This is a genomic window from Streptomyces sp. NPDC057900 (assembly GCF_042887885.1).
In the GTDB taxonomy this organism is placed as follows: Bacteria; Actinomycetota; Actinomycetes; order Streptomycetales; family Streptomycetaceae; genus Streptomyces.
In genome coordinates this window covers 491,055-505,492 of the sequence record NZ_JBHVOI010000002.1, presented here as the reverse complement: position 1 = coordinate 505,492, position 14,438 = coordinate 491,055, and the positions used below count along the sequence as shown (strand labels likewise).

At 67.7% G+C, this 14,438-nt stretch carries 13 protein-coding genes and 1 tRNA gene; 3 read left to right on the top strand and 11 right to left on the bottom strand.

Annotation, left to right across the window (positions count from 1 at the left end):
• Positions 1–12: 12 nt before the first annotated feature.
• The 9 genes from rpoB to ACFVQ0_RS09530 form a co-directional block, all read right to left on the bottom strand.
• Positions 13–3,498 (bottom strand): DNA-directed RNA polymerase subunit beta, encoded by a 3,486-nt coding sequence (gene rpoB / locus ACFVQ0_RS09570; protein ID WP_390086245.1) that lies wholly within the window; start codon positions 3,496–3,498, stop codon positions 13–15.
• Positions 3,499–4,105: 607 nt separating this feature from the next.
• A complete protein-coding gene (rplL, locus tag ACFVQ0_RS09565; protein ID WP_390086243.1) occupies positions 4,106–4,489 on the bottom strand; it encodes a 50S ribosomal protein L7/L12 in 384 nt (127 codons plus the stop codon).
• A gap of 83 nt (positions 4,490–4,572) precedes the next feature.
• Entirely contained in the window at positions 4,573–5,130 is a 558-nt protein-coding gene (rplJ, locus tag ACFVQ0_RS09560) for a 50S ribosomal protein L10 (RefSeq protein ID WP_311303777.1), read from the bottom strand.
• A gap of 274 nt (positions 5,131–5,404) precedes the next feature.
• Positions 5,405–6,304, bottom strand: coding sequence for a hypothetical protein (locus ACFVQ0_RS09555; RefSeq protein WP_390086241.1), 900 nt, complete (start codon positions 6,302–6,304; stop codon positions 5,405–5,407).
• 158 nt (positions 6,305–6,462) lie between these two features.
• Positions 6,463–7,185, bottom strand: coding sequence for a 50S ribosomal protein L1 (rplA, locus tag ACFVQ0_RS09550; RefSeq protein ID WP_390086239.1), 723 nt, complete (start codon positions 7,183–7,185; stop codon positions 6,463–6,465).
• 79 nt (positions 7,186–7,264) lie between these two features.
• Positions 7,265–7,699: a 50S ribosomal protein L11 gene (gene rplK / locus ACFVQ0_RS09545; RefSeq protein WP_024494105.1), complete on the bottom strand. Its 435-nt coding sequence runs from the start codon at positions 7,697–7,699 to the stop codon at positions 7,265–7,267.
• A gap of 188 nt (positions 7,700–7,887) precedes the next feature.
• The gene (nusG, locus tag ACFVQ0_RS09540) at positions 7,888–8,814 is read right to left on the bottom strand and encodes a transcription termination/antitermination protein NusG (RefSeq protein ID WP_390086237.1); all 927 of its coding nucleotides are present in this window, start codon (positions 8,812–8,814) and stop codon (positions 7,888–7,890) included.
• Between the two features lie 73 nt (positions 8,815–8,887).
• Entirely contained in the window at positions 8,888–9,175 is a 288-nt protein-coding gene (gene secE / locus ACFVQ0_RS09535; protein ID WP_219567765.1) for a preprotein translocase subunit SecE, read from the bottom strand.
• 106 nt (positions 9,176–9,281) lie between these two features.
• Positions 9,282–9,354, bottom strand: a tRNA-Trp gene (locus ACFVQ0_RS09530).
• 236 nt (positions 9,355–9,590) lie between these two features.
• Between ACFVQ0_RS09530 and ACFVQ0_RS09525 the strand changes: the two genes are divergently transcribed.
• Both ACFVQ0_RS09525 and ACFVQ0_RS09520 read left to right on the top strand, forming a co-directional pair.
• Entirely contained in the window at positions 9,591–10,817 is a 1,227-nt protein-coding gene (locus ACFVQ0_RS09525; protein ID WP_390086235.1) for a pyridoxal phosphate-dependent aminotransferase, read from the top strand.
• Positions 10,818–10,951: 134 nt separating this feature from the next.
• Entirely contained in the window at positions 10,952–11,974 is a 1,023-nt protein-coding gene (locus tag ACFVQ0_RS09520; protein ID WP_390086234.1) for an adenosine deaminase, read from the top strand.
• Positions 11,975–11,995: 21 nt separating this feature from the next.
• Here the strand turns inward: ACFVQ0_RS09520 and ACFVQ0_RS09515 are convergent, their stop codons facing one another.
• Positions 11,996–12,601 (bottom strand): TetR/AcrR family transcriptional regulator, encoded by a 606-nt coding sequence (locus ACFVQ0_RS09515; RefSeq protein ID WP_390086232.1) that lies wholly within the window; start codon positions 12,599–12,601, stop codon positions 11,996–11,998.
• An 87-nt stretch (positions 12,602–12,688) separates the two neighbouring features.
• Between ACFVQ0_RS09515 and ACFVQ0_RS09510 the strand changes: the two genes are divergently transcribed.
• Positions 12,689–13,324 carry an NAD(P)-dependent oxidoreductase gene (locus ACFVQ0_RS09510; protein ID WP_390086231.1) on the top strand — a complete coding sequence of 212 codons (636 nt, stop codon included), beginning with the start codon at positions 12,689–12,691 and terminating at the stop codon, positions 13,322–13,324.
• Between the two features lie 12 nt (positions 13,325–13,336).
• Here the strand turns inward: ACFVQ0_RS09510 and ACFVQ0_RS09505 are convergent, their stop codons facing one another.
• A complete protein-coding gene (locus ACFVQ0_RS09505; protein ID WP_390086229.1) occupies positions 13,337–14,392 on the bottom strand; it encodes a UDP-N-acetylmuramate dehydrogenase in 1,056 nt (351 codons plus the stop codon).
• Positions 14,393–14,438: the final 46 nt, after the last annotated feature.

The window sequence follows — 14,438 nt, the reverse complement described above, 5'->3', positions numbered from 1 at the left end:
CCGGCCAACCCGTCAGACCTCTTCGACGCTGCTCGGCTCGCGCCGGGACAGGTCGATACCGAGCTCCTCCGCCGCGCGGAAGACGTCCTCGTCCGTGTCGCGCATCTCGATGGACATGCCGTCCGAGGACAGCACCTCCACGTTGAGGCAGAGCGACTGCATTTCCTTGATGAGCACCTTGAAGGACTCGGGAATGCCGGGCTCGGGGATGTTCTCGCCCTTGACGATGGCCTCGTAGACCTTCACGCGGCCGGTCACGTCGTCGGACTTGATCGTCAGCAGCTCCTGGAGGGCGTATGCGGCGCCATAAGCTTCAAGGGCCCACACCTCCATTTCACCGAAGCGCTGTCCACCGAACTGAGCCTTACCACCCAGCGGCTGCTGGGTGATCATGGAGTACGGACCCGTCGAACGAGCGTGGAGCTTGTCGTCGACGAGGTGGTGGAGCTTGAGGATGTACATGAAGCCGACCGAGACCGGCTCCGGGAACGGCTCGCCGGAGCGGCCGTCGAACAGGTTGGCCTTGCCCGAGGGCTGGACCAGCCGGTTGCCGTCGCGGTTCGGGATCGTGGCCTGGAAGAGGCCGGTGATCTCGTCCTCGCGCGCACCGTCGAAGACCGGGGTCGCGACGTTGGTGCCGGGGGCGACCTGGTCGGCGCCGATGTACTGCAGGCGCTGGGCCCACTCGTCACCGAGGCCGGAGACGTCCCAGCCGCGGCTGGCGAGCCAGCCGAGGTGGATCTCCAGGACCTGTCCCGGGTTCATTCGGGACGGGACACCCAGCGGGTTGAGGATGATGTCGACCGGGGTGCCGTCCTCCAGGAACGGCATGTCCTCGATCGGCAGGATCTTCGAGATGACGCCCTTGTTGCCGTGACGGCCGGCGAGCTTGTCACCATCGGTGATCTTGCGCTTCTGCGCGACGTAGACGCGGACCAGCTGGTTCACGCCCGGCGGCAGCTCGTCGCCCTCTTCGCGGTCGAAGACGCGGACGCCGATGACCTTCCCGATCTCACCGTGCGGCACCTTCAGCGAGGTGTCGCGCACCTCGCGCGCCTTCTCACCGAAGATCGCGCGGAGCAGGCGCTCCTCGGGGGTCAGCTCGGTCTCGCCCTTGGGCGTGACCTTGCCGACGAGGATGTCGCCGGCGACGACCTCGGCACCGATCCGGATGATGCCGCGCTCGTCGAGGTCCGCGAGGACCTCTTCGGAGACGTTCGGGATGTCCCGGGTGATCTCCTCCGGGCCGAGCTTGGTGTCACGGGCGTCGACCTCGTGCTCCTCGATGTGGATCGAGGAGAGGACGTCGTCCTGCACGAGGCGCTGCGACAGGATGATCGCGTCCTCGTAGTTGTGACCCTCCCACGGCATGAACGCCACGAGCAGGTTCTTGCCGAGGGCCATCTCACCGTTCTCGGTGGCCGGACCGTCGGCGAGCACCTGGCCCTCGATGACCCGGTCGCCCTCGGAGACGACGACCTTCTGGTTGACCGAGGTGCCCTGGTTCGAGCGCATGAACTTCGCGATGCGGTACGTGGTGTACGTGCCGTCGTCGTTCGTCACGGTGATGTAGTCCGCGGAGACCTCCTGGACCACACCGTCCTTCTCGGCCTTCAGCACGTCACCGGCGTCGGTGGCGCAGCGGTACTCCATGCCGGTGCCGACGAGCGGGGCCTCCGACTTGATCAGCGGCACCGCCTGACGCATCATGTTCGCGCCCATGAGGGCACGGTTGGCGTCGTCGTGCTCCAGGAACGGGATCATCGCGGTGGCGACGGACACCATCTGGCGCGGCGAGACGTCCATGTAGTCGACTTCGGTGCCGGGCACGTAGTCGACCTCTCCGCCACGACGGCGGACCAGGACGCGGGGCTCGGTGAAGCGCAGCTCGTCGGAGAGCGTCGCGTTCGCCTGGGCGATGACGTAACGGTCTTCCTCGTCGGCCGTGACGTAGTCGACCTCGTCGGTGACCTGGCCGTCGACGACCTTGCGGTACGGCGTCTCGATGAAGCCGAACGCGTTGACGCGGCCGTACGAGGCGAGCGAACCGATCAGACCGATGTTCGGGCCTTCAGGGGTTTCGATCGGGCACATGCGTCCGTAGTGGGACGGGTGCACGTCACGGACCTCGAAGCCGGCCCGCTCACGGGAGAGGCCACCCGGGCCGAGCGCCGACAGACGGCGCTTGTGGGTGAGACCCGACAGCGGGTTGTTCTGGTCCATGAACTGCGACAGCTGGCTGGTGCCGAAGAACTCCTTGATGGAGGCGACGACCGGCCGGATGTTGATCAGGGTCTGCGGCGTGATCGCCTCGACGTCCTGAGTCGTCATGCGCTCGCGCACGACGCGCTCCATACGAGCCAGACCCGTACGGACCTGGTTCTGGATGAGCTCGCCGACGTTACGCAGACGACGGTTGCCGAAGTGGTCGATGTCGTCGGTCTCGACGACGATCTCCCGGCCGGACTCACCGGTCGTCTCGGTCTCCCCGGCGTGCAGCTTCACCAGGTACTTGATGGTCGCGATGATGTCGTCGCTGGTGAGGACACCGGCGTCGAGCGGCTCATCCGCGCCGAGCTTCTTGTTCACCTTGTAGCGGCCGACCTTCGCGAGGTCGTAGCGCTTCGGGTTGAAGTAGAGGTTCTCAAGCAGCGTCTGAGCAGCTTCGCGGGTGGGCGGCTCGCCCGGACGCAGCTTGCGGTAGATGTCGAGCAGTGCGTCGTCCTGGCCCTGGGTGTGGTCCTTCTCCAGGGTGGCGCGCATCGACTCGTACTCGCCGAACTCTTCGAGGATCTGCTCGGTGGTCCAGCCGAGAGCCTTCAGGAGGACGGTGACGGACTGCTTGCGCTTGCGGTCGATGCGGACACCGACCATGTCGCGCTTGTCGATCTCCATCTCCAGCCAGGCACCCCGGGAAGGGATGATCTTGGCGGAGAAGATGTCCTTGTCGGACGTCTTGTCGATCGAGGAATCGAAGTAGACACCCGGCGAGCGGACCAGCTGCGACACGACGACACGCTCGGTGCCGTTGATGACGAAGGTGCCCTTGTTGGTCATGAGCGGGAAATCGCCCATGAAGACCGTCTGGGACTTGATCTCGCCGGTCTCGTTGTTGGTGAACTCGGCCGTGACGAAGAGCGGAGCCGCGAACGTGAAGTCGCGCTCCTTGCACTCGTCGATCGAGTTCTTCGGGGGCTCGAAGCGGTGGTCGCGGAACGTAAGCGACATCGACCCGGAGAAGTCCTCGATCGGTGAGATCTCCTCGAAGATCTCCTCCAGGCCGGACTTGGTGGGGACGTCTTGTCCACTGTCCAGAGCAGCCTCGACGCGAGCCTTCCAGGCGGCGTTACCGAGGAGCCAGTCAAAGCTCTCGGTCTGCAGCGCGAGGAGGTTCGGAACCTCGAGGGGCTCCTTGATTTTTGCAAAAGAGATGCGCAGCGGGGCGGTGCTGGCGCCGTTGTTCGTATTCGCGGTCGAGGCGTTGCGCGAGGCGGCCAAGAGGGGGTCCTTCCGAGGGCTCGGACTCACTACGCGCGTACCGGTCCCAAACTGGACACATGGATAGATGTCCCTCTTCAGGGATGCTCAATCCACGGTGCACAAGATGGGTATGCCCCTGGTGACGGGCAGGAGGCAGCTAACAGGCAGCGCAAAGGGTCAGTGTAGCCAAGAGGCACACTGATGTCCAGTCGGGGTTCTCAGAGACCCACGTTGCTCGCAACAGCTTGTTCTCAACACCTATGTCTAGCCCTGCATAGCCCTGGATGAGCTGCGCTCTTCTTTACTGCCCTGTTCGCCCTCGATCCATGCCTCGGATCCGGATCGATATGACGACGCGCCTTGAGAATTGCGCGCCTCGTGCGGTTCGTCAAGGCCCCCCAGCCCGTACGGGCCCCGGGGACCCGGGTACGCCGCCTCCGCGCGCCGTTCGCACTCCCCTCCGAGAGGCGCACGGCGAAGATCACCATACTCGTCAGCGCGCGAAGAGCAAGGCACTCCCACGGGTACGCCGAAAGGCGACCACCCGTACGGGTGATCGCCTTTCGCGATGTGACGTCCGTGCCTCGCGGCACGGGGGTCCAGACGGGTCAGAGGACCCGCAGGGTCACTTGACCTCGACGGAGGCGCCGGCGCCCTTGAGGGACTCGGCAGCCTTGTCGGCGGCCTCCTTGGCGACCTTCTCCAGGACGGGCTTCGGGGCGCCGTCCACGAGGTCCTTGGCCTCCTTGAGACCCAGCGAGGTCAGCTCACGCACGACCTTGATGACCTGGATCTTCTTGTCGCCGGCACCCGTGAGGATGACGTCGAACTCGTCCTGCTCGGCCTCGGCCTCGGCGGCGGGGCCACCGGCGGCGGGGCCGGCGACGGCGACGGCCGCGGCGGCGGTGACGTCGAACTTGGCCTCGAAGGCCTTAACGAACTCGGAGAGCTCGATGAGGGTGAGCTCCTCGAACTGGGCGAGCAGGTCTTCCTGGCTGAGCTTCGCCATGATGGCGTCCTTCCACTATTCGGCAGGTGCCGGATGTATATGTCGGCGGGCGTACGTGGAGCCCGCTGGACCGCTGAGCGAAATTACTCGGCGGCCTCGGCGGGAGCCGGAGTACCGGCACCGCCCTGCTCTTCCCGCTTGGCACGAAGCGCTTCCGCGGTGCGGACGAACTTCGACGGCAGAGCCTGGAAGAGCTGCGCAGCCTGAGTCTGCTTGCCCTTCATGGCGCCGGCCAGCTTGGCGAGCAGAACCTCGCGGGACTCAAGGTCCGCAAGCTTCTTGAACTCATCGGCGGACAGCGCCTTGCCATCAAGGACACCGCCCTTGATGACGAGGTTGGGGTTGTCCTTGGCGAAGTCACGAAGACCCTTCGCCGACTCCACCGGGTCACCGGTGACGAAGGCAACCGCCGTCGGACCTGCGAACAGGTCGTCGAGCGTGTCGATCCCGGCCTCGTTGGCCGCAATCTTGGTCAGCGTGTTCTTCACCACGGCGTACTGGGCGTTCTCACCGAGCGAACGGCGCAGCTGCTTGAGCTGTGCCACGGTGAGACCCCGGTACTCGGTCAGCACGGCGGCGTTCGAGCTGCGGAACTGGTCCGCGAGCTCGGCTACCGCGGCAGCCTTGTCGGGCCTTGCCATGAGCGTCGGCCTCCTTCCGGGTGATGAGGACCGCTCAGAAGGGGCCGGAAAAGACGAAACGCCCCGGCACAGGTGCCAGGGCGTAGCTCAACCGCACGAAGTCCGGGAGCTTTCCACAGTCACCTGCGCAGGTCGTCCGTGCTCAACGGATCCTTCGGTTGCTGTTCCCCTTGCGGGAAAGCAGCAACGACCAGCGGTCTTTGGCTTCTGCAGAAGAGTACGCGACCGGAGCCGCGCCGAGCAAATCCGTCCCGGACCGGGTGGTCCGGGAGGTTTAGGACGCGCTGCCGGACGCGCCCTGCTGCTGCTTCAGGAGCTCCTTGAAGTCGACGCTGTCGGAGGCCGGCGGCCGCTCGACCGACACCTTGGTGCCGTAGTCGCTGTAGAACACCGTGGAGTTCAGCTCGCCCGTCTTCATCTGGCCGCGCTCGGTCTTCTTCACCAGCAGGTCGTCCTTGTCGACCCAGATGTCGACCTTCTCCGTGGAGACTCCCGCGTCGCTCAGCTGCTTCTTGAACGCGGCCAGCTGCTTGGCGTCCAGCTCGGAGTTCTTGGCGGTCAGCTCGGCGACGTCGACCGTGCCGGAGTAGTGCGTGGCGGTGACGCCCCGGACATCCTCCTGGCCGACCTTCTTCACGTCGCCCGAGGCCAGCAGCGCCTTCACCCCCTGGTCGGGGGTGGTGTTCTGCATCTGGTCCTTCATGACCTCACCGGAGGCACCGGAGAGCTCCGCGAGATCGTCGTAGCTGTAGTTGATCCAGTGCTTGCCGCCGCTCTGCTTCGCGAAGGCGTCGCCCATGTTGGCCGCGTAGCCGTCCTTGAAGTAGCGGGCCTGCATCGTGCCGTCGCCACCGATCTGCTTCATGGCGTCCGCCATGGAGCCGCCGGTGTACTTGATCTCGATGACGCCGCTGATGCCGTCGGACCAGTCGAGGGATCCGGTCTGCTTCATGGACATCGTGCTGCCCATCGCGGTGGTGCCCTCGACCTTCGCCGAGTTCGCCCCGCCGGTCTTCTTCTGGACCGCGAGCAGTGCGGCGATCGGCTCGGCCTTCGACGCCGCGGCGCCGTCGCTCCCGCCCTTGTCGTCCGATCCGCCGCAGGCCGCGACCGACGTCAGCGCCGCCGCCACTGCCACGGACAGACCCACGCGTCGTACGGTACTCGTCCTCATATCCGCTCCCACCCCTTTGTCGGCTCTCGGTCACCTCACGCTAACGCACGGCACCGACAGCCTTCGGTACGTATATACGAGGACGGGCCCCGCACCTCGAAAGGTTGCGGGGCCCGTCAATGTCACACGTGACACGGCGGTCGTACGAGCGCGGAGGCTCAGACGGAGGCCGGGTCCTCCTCGACGAGGAGGTTACGGGTGCGGTTGGCGTCCAGCGGGATGCCGGGGCCCATCGTGGTGGCCAGGGTGGCCTTCTTGATGTAGCGGCCCTTGGCGGCGGACGGCTTCAGACGGAGGATCTCCTCCAGCGCCGCTGCGTAGTTCTCCACCAGCTTGGTCTCGTCGAACGAGGACTTGCCGATGATGAAGTGCAGGTTCGAGTGCTTGTCGACGCGGAACTCGATCTTGCCGCCCTTGATGTCGTTGACAGCCTTCACGACGTCGGGGGTGACGGTGCCGGTCTTCGGGTTCGGCATCAGACCACGCGGACCGAGCACGCGGCCGAGGCGGCCGACCTTGCCCATGAGGTCCGGGGTCGCGACGACGGCGTCGAAGTCCAGACGGCCCTTCGCGACCTCGTCGATGAGCTCGTCGGCGCCGACGATGTCGGCGCCCGCGGCTTCCGCGGCCGCAGCACGGTCACCGGTCGCGAAGACCAGGACCCGGGCGGTCTTGCCGGTGCCGTGCGGGAGGTTCACGGTGCCACGGACCATCTGGTCGGCCTTGCGCGGGTCAACACCCAGGGCAAACGCGACCTCGACGGTGCTGTCGAACTTCGTGGAGGCGGTGTCCTTGGCGATACGAACGGCTTCGAGCGGGGCGTAGTTGCGTGCCCGGTCGATCTTGGCGTCCGCAGCGCGGAGGTTCTTGCTGCGCTTCACTTCTACTCCTGTGGTTTCAGAGTGTGGAGTCGTGGTGCGGACCAGCGCTTGGTCCTACCACTGAGGGGGTGGGGCTGAATCAGCCTTCGACCGTGATGCCCATGGAACGGGCGGTGCCGGCGATGATCTTCGACGCGGCGTCGAGGTCATTGGCGTTCAGGTCGGGGAGCTTCGTCGTGGCGATCTCGCGGACCTGGGCGGCCGTCAGCTTGGCAACCTTGGTCTTGTGCGGCTCGCCGGAGCCCTTGTCCACACCCGCGGCCTTGAGGATCAGCTTGGCGGCCGGCGGAGTCTTGGTGATGAAGGTGAAGGAGCGGTCGTCGTAGACCGTGATCTCCACCGGCACGACCATGCCACGCTGCGACTCGGTCGCGGCGTTGTAGGCCTTGCAGAACTCCATGATGTTGACGCCGTGCTGACCCAGTGCGGGGCCGACCGGCGGGGCCGGGTTGGCCGCACCGGCGTTGATCTGGAGCTTGATAAGCCCCGTGACCTTCTTCTTCTTGGGAGGCATGTGCTCTCTCCGGGTCCTAGTGAGAGTTTTCGCCGTCATCCGGTCATCCGGATGCAGGCATACCGCACAACGATAACGGGTATAGCTGCGCGACCAAAAACCAAGCAGGTCAGACAGGCTTTGACAGCCGGTCTGACCTGCTTGGTAGGCATGTGTCCAGAAGCTGGCAGTCGCCTGCTCGGGTGGTGCTAGTTCTTCTGGATCTGGTCGAAGCTGAGCTCGACCGGCGTCTCGCGGCCGAAGATCTCGACGAGACCCTTGACCTTCTTCGAGTCGGCGTTGATCTCGTTGATCGTCGCCTGCAGCGTCGCGAACGGGCCGTCGGTGACGGTGACGGAGTCGCCCACCTCGAAGTCCAGCACCTGGACCTCGACCTTGCGGGACGGAGCCGGCTTGCCCTCGGCCTCCGCGGCCTCACGGGCGGCCTTCTCCTCGGCCTCCGGCGCCAGCATCTTGACGATCTCGTCCAGGGTCAGCGGGTACGGGTCGTAGGCGTTGCCCACGAAGCCGGTGACACCGGGAGTGTTGCGGACGACGCCCCAGGACTCGTTCGTCAGGTCCATGCGCACCAGGACGTAACCCGGGAGCTTGTTCTGCCGGACGTTCTTGCGCTCGCCGTTCTTGATCTGGACGATTTCCTCCTCAGGCACCTCGGCCTGATAGATGAACTCCTCCACGTTCAGCGAGACGGCGCGCTGCTCCAGGTTGGCCTTCACACGCTTCTCGTAACCGGCGTACGTGTGGATGACGTACCACTCGCCCGGCAGGGTGCGCAGTTCCTCGCGCAGGGCCGCGACGGTGTCGACGGGGGCGGCCGGCTCGGCCTCTTCCTCGTCGGTCTCGTCGGCGGCTTCCTCGGTCTCCGCCTCTTCGGCGGCTTCCTCCGCGGCCTCGGCACCTTCGACGTCCGCGACGGCCTCGGCCTCCGCGGTCTCGTCGGCGGCCTCGGGGTTCACTGCGGCCTGCTCGACGGGCTCGCCCGCGGCGGCGTCGGCAGCTTCAGCCTGGTCCGGCTCCACAGCGTCCGCCGCCTCGACGATGTCGAGCTCGTCCTCGGCGGACTCGAAGGCGCCCGCCGTCGGCTCGACGGCGTCGTTCAGGTTCGGGTCAGACACGGTGGCTGCTTCTTCCTGGATACAAATGGGTGGAACATGCGAAAGGGGCGCCCATGAGGCGCCCTCCGCGGGATCAGCCGAAGACGTACTTGATGACCCGCTGGAAACCGAAGTCAATCACGGTAACGAGACCGATCATGACGACGACGAACACAATCACCACGGTGGTGTACGTCGTCAGCTGGTTGCGAGTCGGCCAGACAACCTTGCGGAGCTCGGCAACGATCTGGCGGTAGAACAGCGCGAGACGGCCCAGAGGGCCCTTCTTGCCGCGCTTCCCGCCCTTCCGGGTCTTCTTCTTCGACTCGGGGACTTCATCCTCGGCATCAGGCATGTCGATGGAGCCCACGGCGTCCGTCACGCTACTCACCTGATTCCGGGTCATGGCCGTGCCGCGCCCGGTGGAGCCGCACGGCGATGCATTGAAGTACGTACATGCGCACACATCCTGGCGAAGGAGTGTGTAGCAGGGCCGGAGGGACTTGAACCCCCAACCGCTGGTTTTGGAGACCAGTGCTCTACCAATTGAGCTACGACCCTTTGTGGTTTCCACCAACCTACCGCATGCTCCCGGATGCTCCGAGTGCAGGAACGGCGTGACTGGTGAAGGCCAACGACAGGTGAGTGTACGTGTTCAGCGGCCCGGCGTCGAACAGAAAGCTCCCGACCGCTCCTGTCCGATGCTGTCCGCTTCTCTGTCCGCATGCTGTCCACATGGTGTCCGGTCACTGAAACCCCTGTGCCGACAAGGAATACGGTCTGGGAGCATGGGGGGCATGAGCGCTGCTACTCCTCCCTCCGAGCGCCGGGTCTCCGCCCGCATCGGTGCCATCTCCGAGTCCGCCACCCTCGCCGTCGACGCCAAGGCCAAGGCCCTCAAGGCCGCCGGCCGTCCGGTGATCGGCTTCGGTGCCGGTGAGCCCGACTTCCCGACCCCCGGCTACATCGTCGACGCCGCGGTCGAGGCCTGCCGCAACCCGAAGTACCACCGCTACACCCCGGCCGGCGGGCTCCCCGAGCTCAAGGCCGCCATCGCGGAGAAGACGCTGCGCGACTCCGGTTACGAGGTCGACGCCTCCCAGATCCTGGTGACCAACGGCGGCAAGCAGGCCATCTACCAGGCCTTCGCCGCGATCCTCGACCCGGGCGACGAGGTCATCGTCCCGGCTCCGTACTGGACCACCTACCCGGAGTCGATCCGCCTCGCGGGCGGTGTCCCGGTGGAGGTCGTGGCCGACGAGACCACCGGTTACCGGGTCTCCGTGGAGCAGCTGGAGGCGGCCCGTACCGAGCGTACGAAGGTCGTCCTGTTCGTCTCCCCGTCGAACCCGACCGGCGCGGTCTACAGCGAGGCCGACGCCGAGGCGATCGGCCGCTGGGCCGTCGAGCACGGCCTGTGGGTGCTGACCGACGAGATCTACGAGCACCTGGTCTACGGCGACGCGACGTTCACCTCGCTGCCGGCGATCGTGCCCGAGCTGCGCGACAAGTGCATCGTGGTCAACGGGGTCGCCAAGACGTACGCGATGACCGGCTGGCGCGTGGGCTGGATCGTCGGCCCCAAGGACGTCGTGAAGGCCGCGACCAACCTGCAGTCGCACGCCACGTCCAACGTCTCCAACGTGGCCCAGATCGCCGCGCTGGCCGCCGTCTCCGGGAACCTGGACGCGGTCGCGGAGATGCGCACCGCCTTCGACCGGCGCCGGCAGACCATCGTGCGGATGCTCAACGAGATCGACGGCGTGCTGTGCCCGGAGCCCGAGGGCGCGTTCTACGCGTACCCCTCGGTGAAGGAGCTGCTCGGCAAGGAGATCCGCGGCAAGCGCCCGGCGACCTCGGTGGAGCTGGCGGCGCTGATCCTGGACGAGGCGGAGGTCGCGGTCGTTCCGGGCGAGGCCTTCGGTACGCCGGGCTACCTGCGTCTCTCCTACGCGCTGGGCGACGAGGACCTCGTCGAGGGCGTGTCGCGGCTCCAGAAGCTGCTGGGCGAGGCCAAGGCCTGAGCACCTGACGCATCCAGCGGGCGACCCTCGGCCACGGCCGGGGGTCGCCTTCTTCGTCCGCTTCCCTGTTCGGAGGGCAACCCGATGGGGAAAGCGGGTACCGGGACACCCCGCCCGTGCGGCAAGATCTATGGATGGAGCGTGACGTACGGCTGTTGCCCAAGGCCCACCTGCATCTGCATTTCACCGGGTCGATGCGGCCCACGACGCTGCTCGAACTCGCCGACAAGTACGGCGTGCGGCTGCCCGAGGCGCTGACCGGTGGCGAGCCCCCGAGCCTGCGGGCGACGGACGAGCGCGGCTGGTTCCGTTTCCAGCGGCTCTACGACATCGCCAGGTCCTGTCTGCGGGCGCCGGAGGACATCCAGCGGCTGGTGCGCGAGGCCGCCCAGGAGGACGTGGCGGACGGCTCCGGCTGGCTGGAGATCCAGGTCGACCCCACCTCGTACGCGCCGCTGCTCGGCGGGCTCATTCCGGCGATCGAGATCATCCTGGACGCGGTGGACAGCGCGTCCAGGGAGACCGGGCTGCCGATCCGGGTGGTCATCGCGGCGAACCGGATGAAGCATCCGCTGGACGCCAGGACCCTGGCCCGGCTGGCGGTGCGCTACGCCGACCGGGGCGTCGTCGGGTTCGGGCTCTCCAACGACGAGCGGCGCGGCATGGCCCGCGACTTCGACCGGGCCTTCGCGATCGCCAGGGAGGGCGGCCTGCTGGCGGCCCCGCACGGCGGTGAGCTGTCGGGCCCCTCCAGCGTCCGCGACTGCCTGGACGACCTCGACGCGTCCCGGGTCGGGCACGGGGTGCGGGCCGCGGAGGACCCGCGGCTGCTGCGCAGGCTGGCGGAGCGCGGGGTGACCTGCGAGGTGTGCCCGGCGTCGAACGTGGCGCTCGGCGTCTACGAGAAGCCCTCCGACGTACCCCTGCGCACTCTGTTCGAGGCCGGGGTGCCGATGGCGCTCGGCGCGGACGACCCGCTGCTCTTCGGCTCCCGGCTGGCCGCGCAGTACGACCTGGTACGCCGTCATCACGCGTTCACCGACGAGGAGCTGGCGGAGCTGGCGCGTCAGTCGGTACGGGGTTCCGCGGCACCGGAGACGGTGCGGGCCGAGCTGCTGGCGGGCGTGGACGACTGGCTGGCGGGGCCGGTCGCCTGACGACCGTGGTGACCGGCCGCGTCAGGCCGCGAGGCCGCTCAGGAGGGTCCGGGCGACCGAGGCGGCGAAGGCGTCGAGCGACTGCGGCGGCCCGCCCGTCTCCGTGGCGTCGTAGGCGAACGCCCGCTGGGCGCAGGCCCCCATCAGCAGGGCGGCGGCCGCGTAGGTGTCGGCGTCGGCCCGGATGCGGCCCGCGGACTGTTCGGCGCGCAGATACGCGTCCACGCCGCGGATCGGCATATGGGGGCCGGTACCCAGCTCGCGCATCGCCGCGATGTGCCGGTCCTTGAGCCTCGGTTCCGCGTACAGGGACGCCGCGATCGGGAAGCTCTGCTCGTAGAAGAGGGCGCCCTCGCGGGCGATCTCGGTGAGATTCCGCTCGACCGTCCGCTCCCCCTCCCCCGGGTCGGCTATCAGCCGCTTCAGGATGCCGTCGACCTTGGGCAGCCGCTCCTTCAGGACCACCACGAAGAGCTCTTCCTTGCTCGGGAAGTGCTTGTAGAGCGCGGCCTCCGAGCAGCCGGCGGCCTTGGCGATCTCCTTGGTGGTGGCGCGGGCCAGGCCGATGGTGAGCATCAGCCGGTGAGCGGCGTCGATGATCCGGGCGCGGGCCGGCTTCTGCTCCATGTGCACTCCAACGAAGCTTGACGGGCGGGTGAGTACTCACTCACTCTAGAGGTGAGTGAATACTTACCCACCCAAGGAGGGTGCGTCATGAGGCTCACAGTGTTCGGCGCGACAGGCGGTATCGGCCAGGAGATCGTCCGCCAGGCGGTGACCGCGGGGCACGAGGTGACGGCGGTGGTGCGGGACCCCGCGCGCCTGTCGGTGCCGCTCTCCGAACTGACGGTTCACACGGTGGCCCGGGTCGACGATCCGGAGGCGCTGCGCGAGGCGGTCGCGGGCCGTGACGCGGTCCTCTCCGGTCTGGGCTCGCGGGGCCGGAAGGCGGGCGGGGTCGCGGAGCGGCTGACCCGCGCCGTGCTGGCGGCGATGGAGGCGGAGGGGACGCGCCGGCTGCTCGTGGTGAGCGCGGCCCCGGTCGCGCCGAAGCCCGCGGACGACCCGCTGATCGACCGGATGATGCTCGGGGCGATCGGCGCGATCCTCAAGGAGGTCTACGCGGACCTCACCGCGATGGAGGCGGCCCTCGCGGCCTCCGCGACGGACTGGACGTCCGTACGGCCCCCGAAGCTCACCAACGGCCCGCTGACGGGTACGTACCGGACGGTCGTCGGCAGCAACCCGCGCAGCGGCCGGTCCATCTCCCGGGCCGACGTGGCGCACGCGATGCTCGCGCTGATCGACGACCCGGCGGCGGTGAAGCAGGGCGTGGGCGTGGCGTACTGAGGACCGGACGGACTACAGGCTCACGCCGACGGTCACCGGTTCGTTCACGAGCGTGACGCCGAAGACCTCGTGGACCCCGGCGACCACCTCACGGGCCAGGGCCAGCAGGTCCTCGGTGCTCGCGGCGCCCCGGTTGGTGAGGGCGAGGGTGTGCTTGGTGGAGATCCGGGCCGGGCCGGTGCCGTATCCCTTGGTGAATCCGGCCCGGTCGATGAGCCAGGCGGCCGACGTCTTGGTGTGTCCCTCGTCCGCGGGGAAGGCGGGGGGCGTCACCTCGGGGCCGAGCCGGTCCTTCACCCGGGCGAGGAACGCCTCGAACTGTTCCCGGTCCAGGATCGGGTTGGTGAAGAACGAGCCGGCCGACCAGGTGTCGTGGTCCTCGGGGTCGAGCACCATGCCCTTGCCGGCCCGGAGGCGGAGCACGGTCTCGCGGGCCGCGGCGGCGGGCACCCGCTCGCCCTCGGCGACGCCCATGGCGCGGGCCGTCTCGGGGTACTTCAGGGGCGCGGAGAGGCCGTCCGCCTCTTCCAGCCCGAAGCGGACCCGGAGCACCACGAAACGGTCGGGTTCGGCCTTGAAGCGGCTGTGCCGGTACGAGAAGTCGCACTCGCTGTTCGGAATGGTGACCGTTTCGTGGCTGTGCCGGTCGTAGGCGACGACCTCCGTGATGGTGGACGACACCTCCTGCCCGTACGCCCCGACGTTCTGGATCGGTGTCGCCCCGGCGGAGCCGGGGATTCCGGCCAGGCATTCGAGGCCGGCGAGACCGGCTTCCACGGTGCGGGCGACGGCGTCCGTCCAGATCTCCCCGGCGGCCAGTTCGAGGCTCGCGCCGTCCAGCACGAAGCCCTTGGTGGCGATGCGCAGGGCGGTGCCGTCGAAGCCCTTGTCACCGATGACCAGATTGCTGCCGCCGCCGATGATCAGGAGCGGGGTGCCGCTGTCGTCGGCCGCGCGTACGGCGTCGACCACTTCGGCGTCGGTCGTCGCGGTGATCAGGCGGGTGGCGGGGCCGCCGAGCCGGAAGGTGGTCAGGGGGGCGAGGGGGGCGTCGTGGAGTTCCTGCACGGGGACAAGAGTACGGTCCGCTCCCCCGCCACCGGGGCGGGACCGC

Coding starts and splice junctions, on each gene's coding strand:
- ACFVQ0_RS09515 (WP_390086232.1), bottom strand. CDS start 12,601: ATGGAGCAGAAGCCGGCCCGCGCCCGGATCATCGACGCCGCTCACCGG.
- ACFVQ0_RS09520 (WP_390086234.1), top strand. CDS start 10,952: ATGGAGCGTGACGTACGGCTGTTGCCCAAGGCCCACCTGCATCTGCAT.
- ACFVQ0_RS09525 (WP_390086235.1), top strand. CDS start 9,591: ATGAGCGCTGCTACTCCTCCCTCCGAGCGCCGGGTCTCCGCCCGCATC.
- ACFVQ0_RS09510 (WP_390086231.1), top strand. CDS start 12,689: ATGAGGCTCACAGTGTTCGGCGCGACAGGCGGTATCGGCCAGGAGATC.
- rplL (WP_390086243.1), bottom strand. CDS start 4,489: ATGGCGAAGCTCAGCCAGGAAGACCTGCTCGCCCAGTTCGAGGAGCTC.
- rplK (WP_024494105.1), bottom strand. CDS start 7,699: ATGCCTCCCAAGAAGAAGAAGGTCACGGGGCTTATCAAGCTCCAGATC.
- ACFVQ0_RS09555 (WP_390086241.1), bottom strand. CDS start 6,304: ATGAGGACGAGTACCGTACGACGCGTGGGTCTGTCCGTGGCAGTGGCG.
- rplJ (WP_311303777.1), bottom strand. CDS start 5,130: ATGGCAAGGCCCGACAAGGCTGCCGCGGTAGCCGAGCTCGCGGACCAG.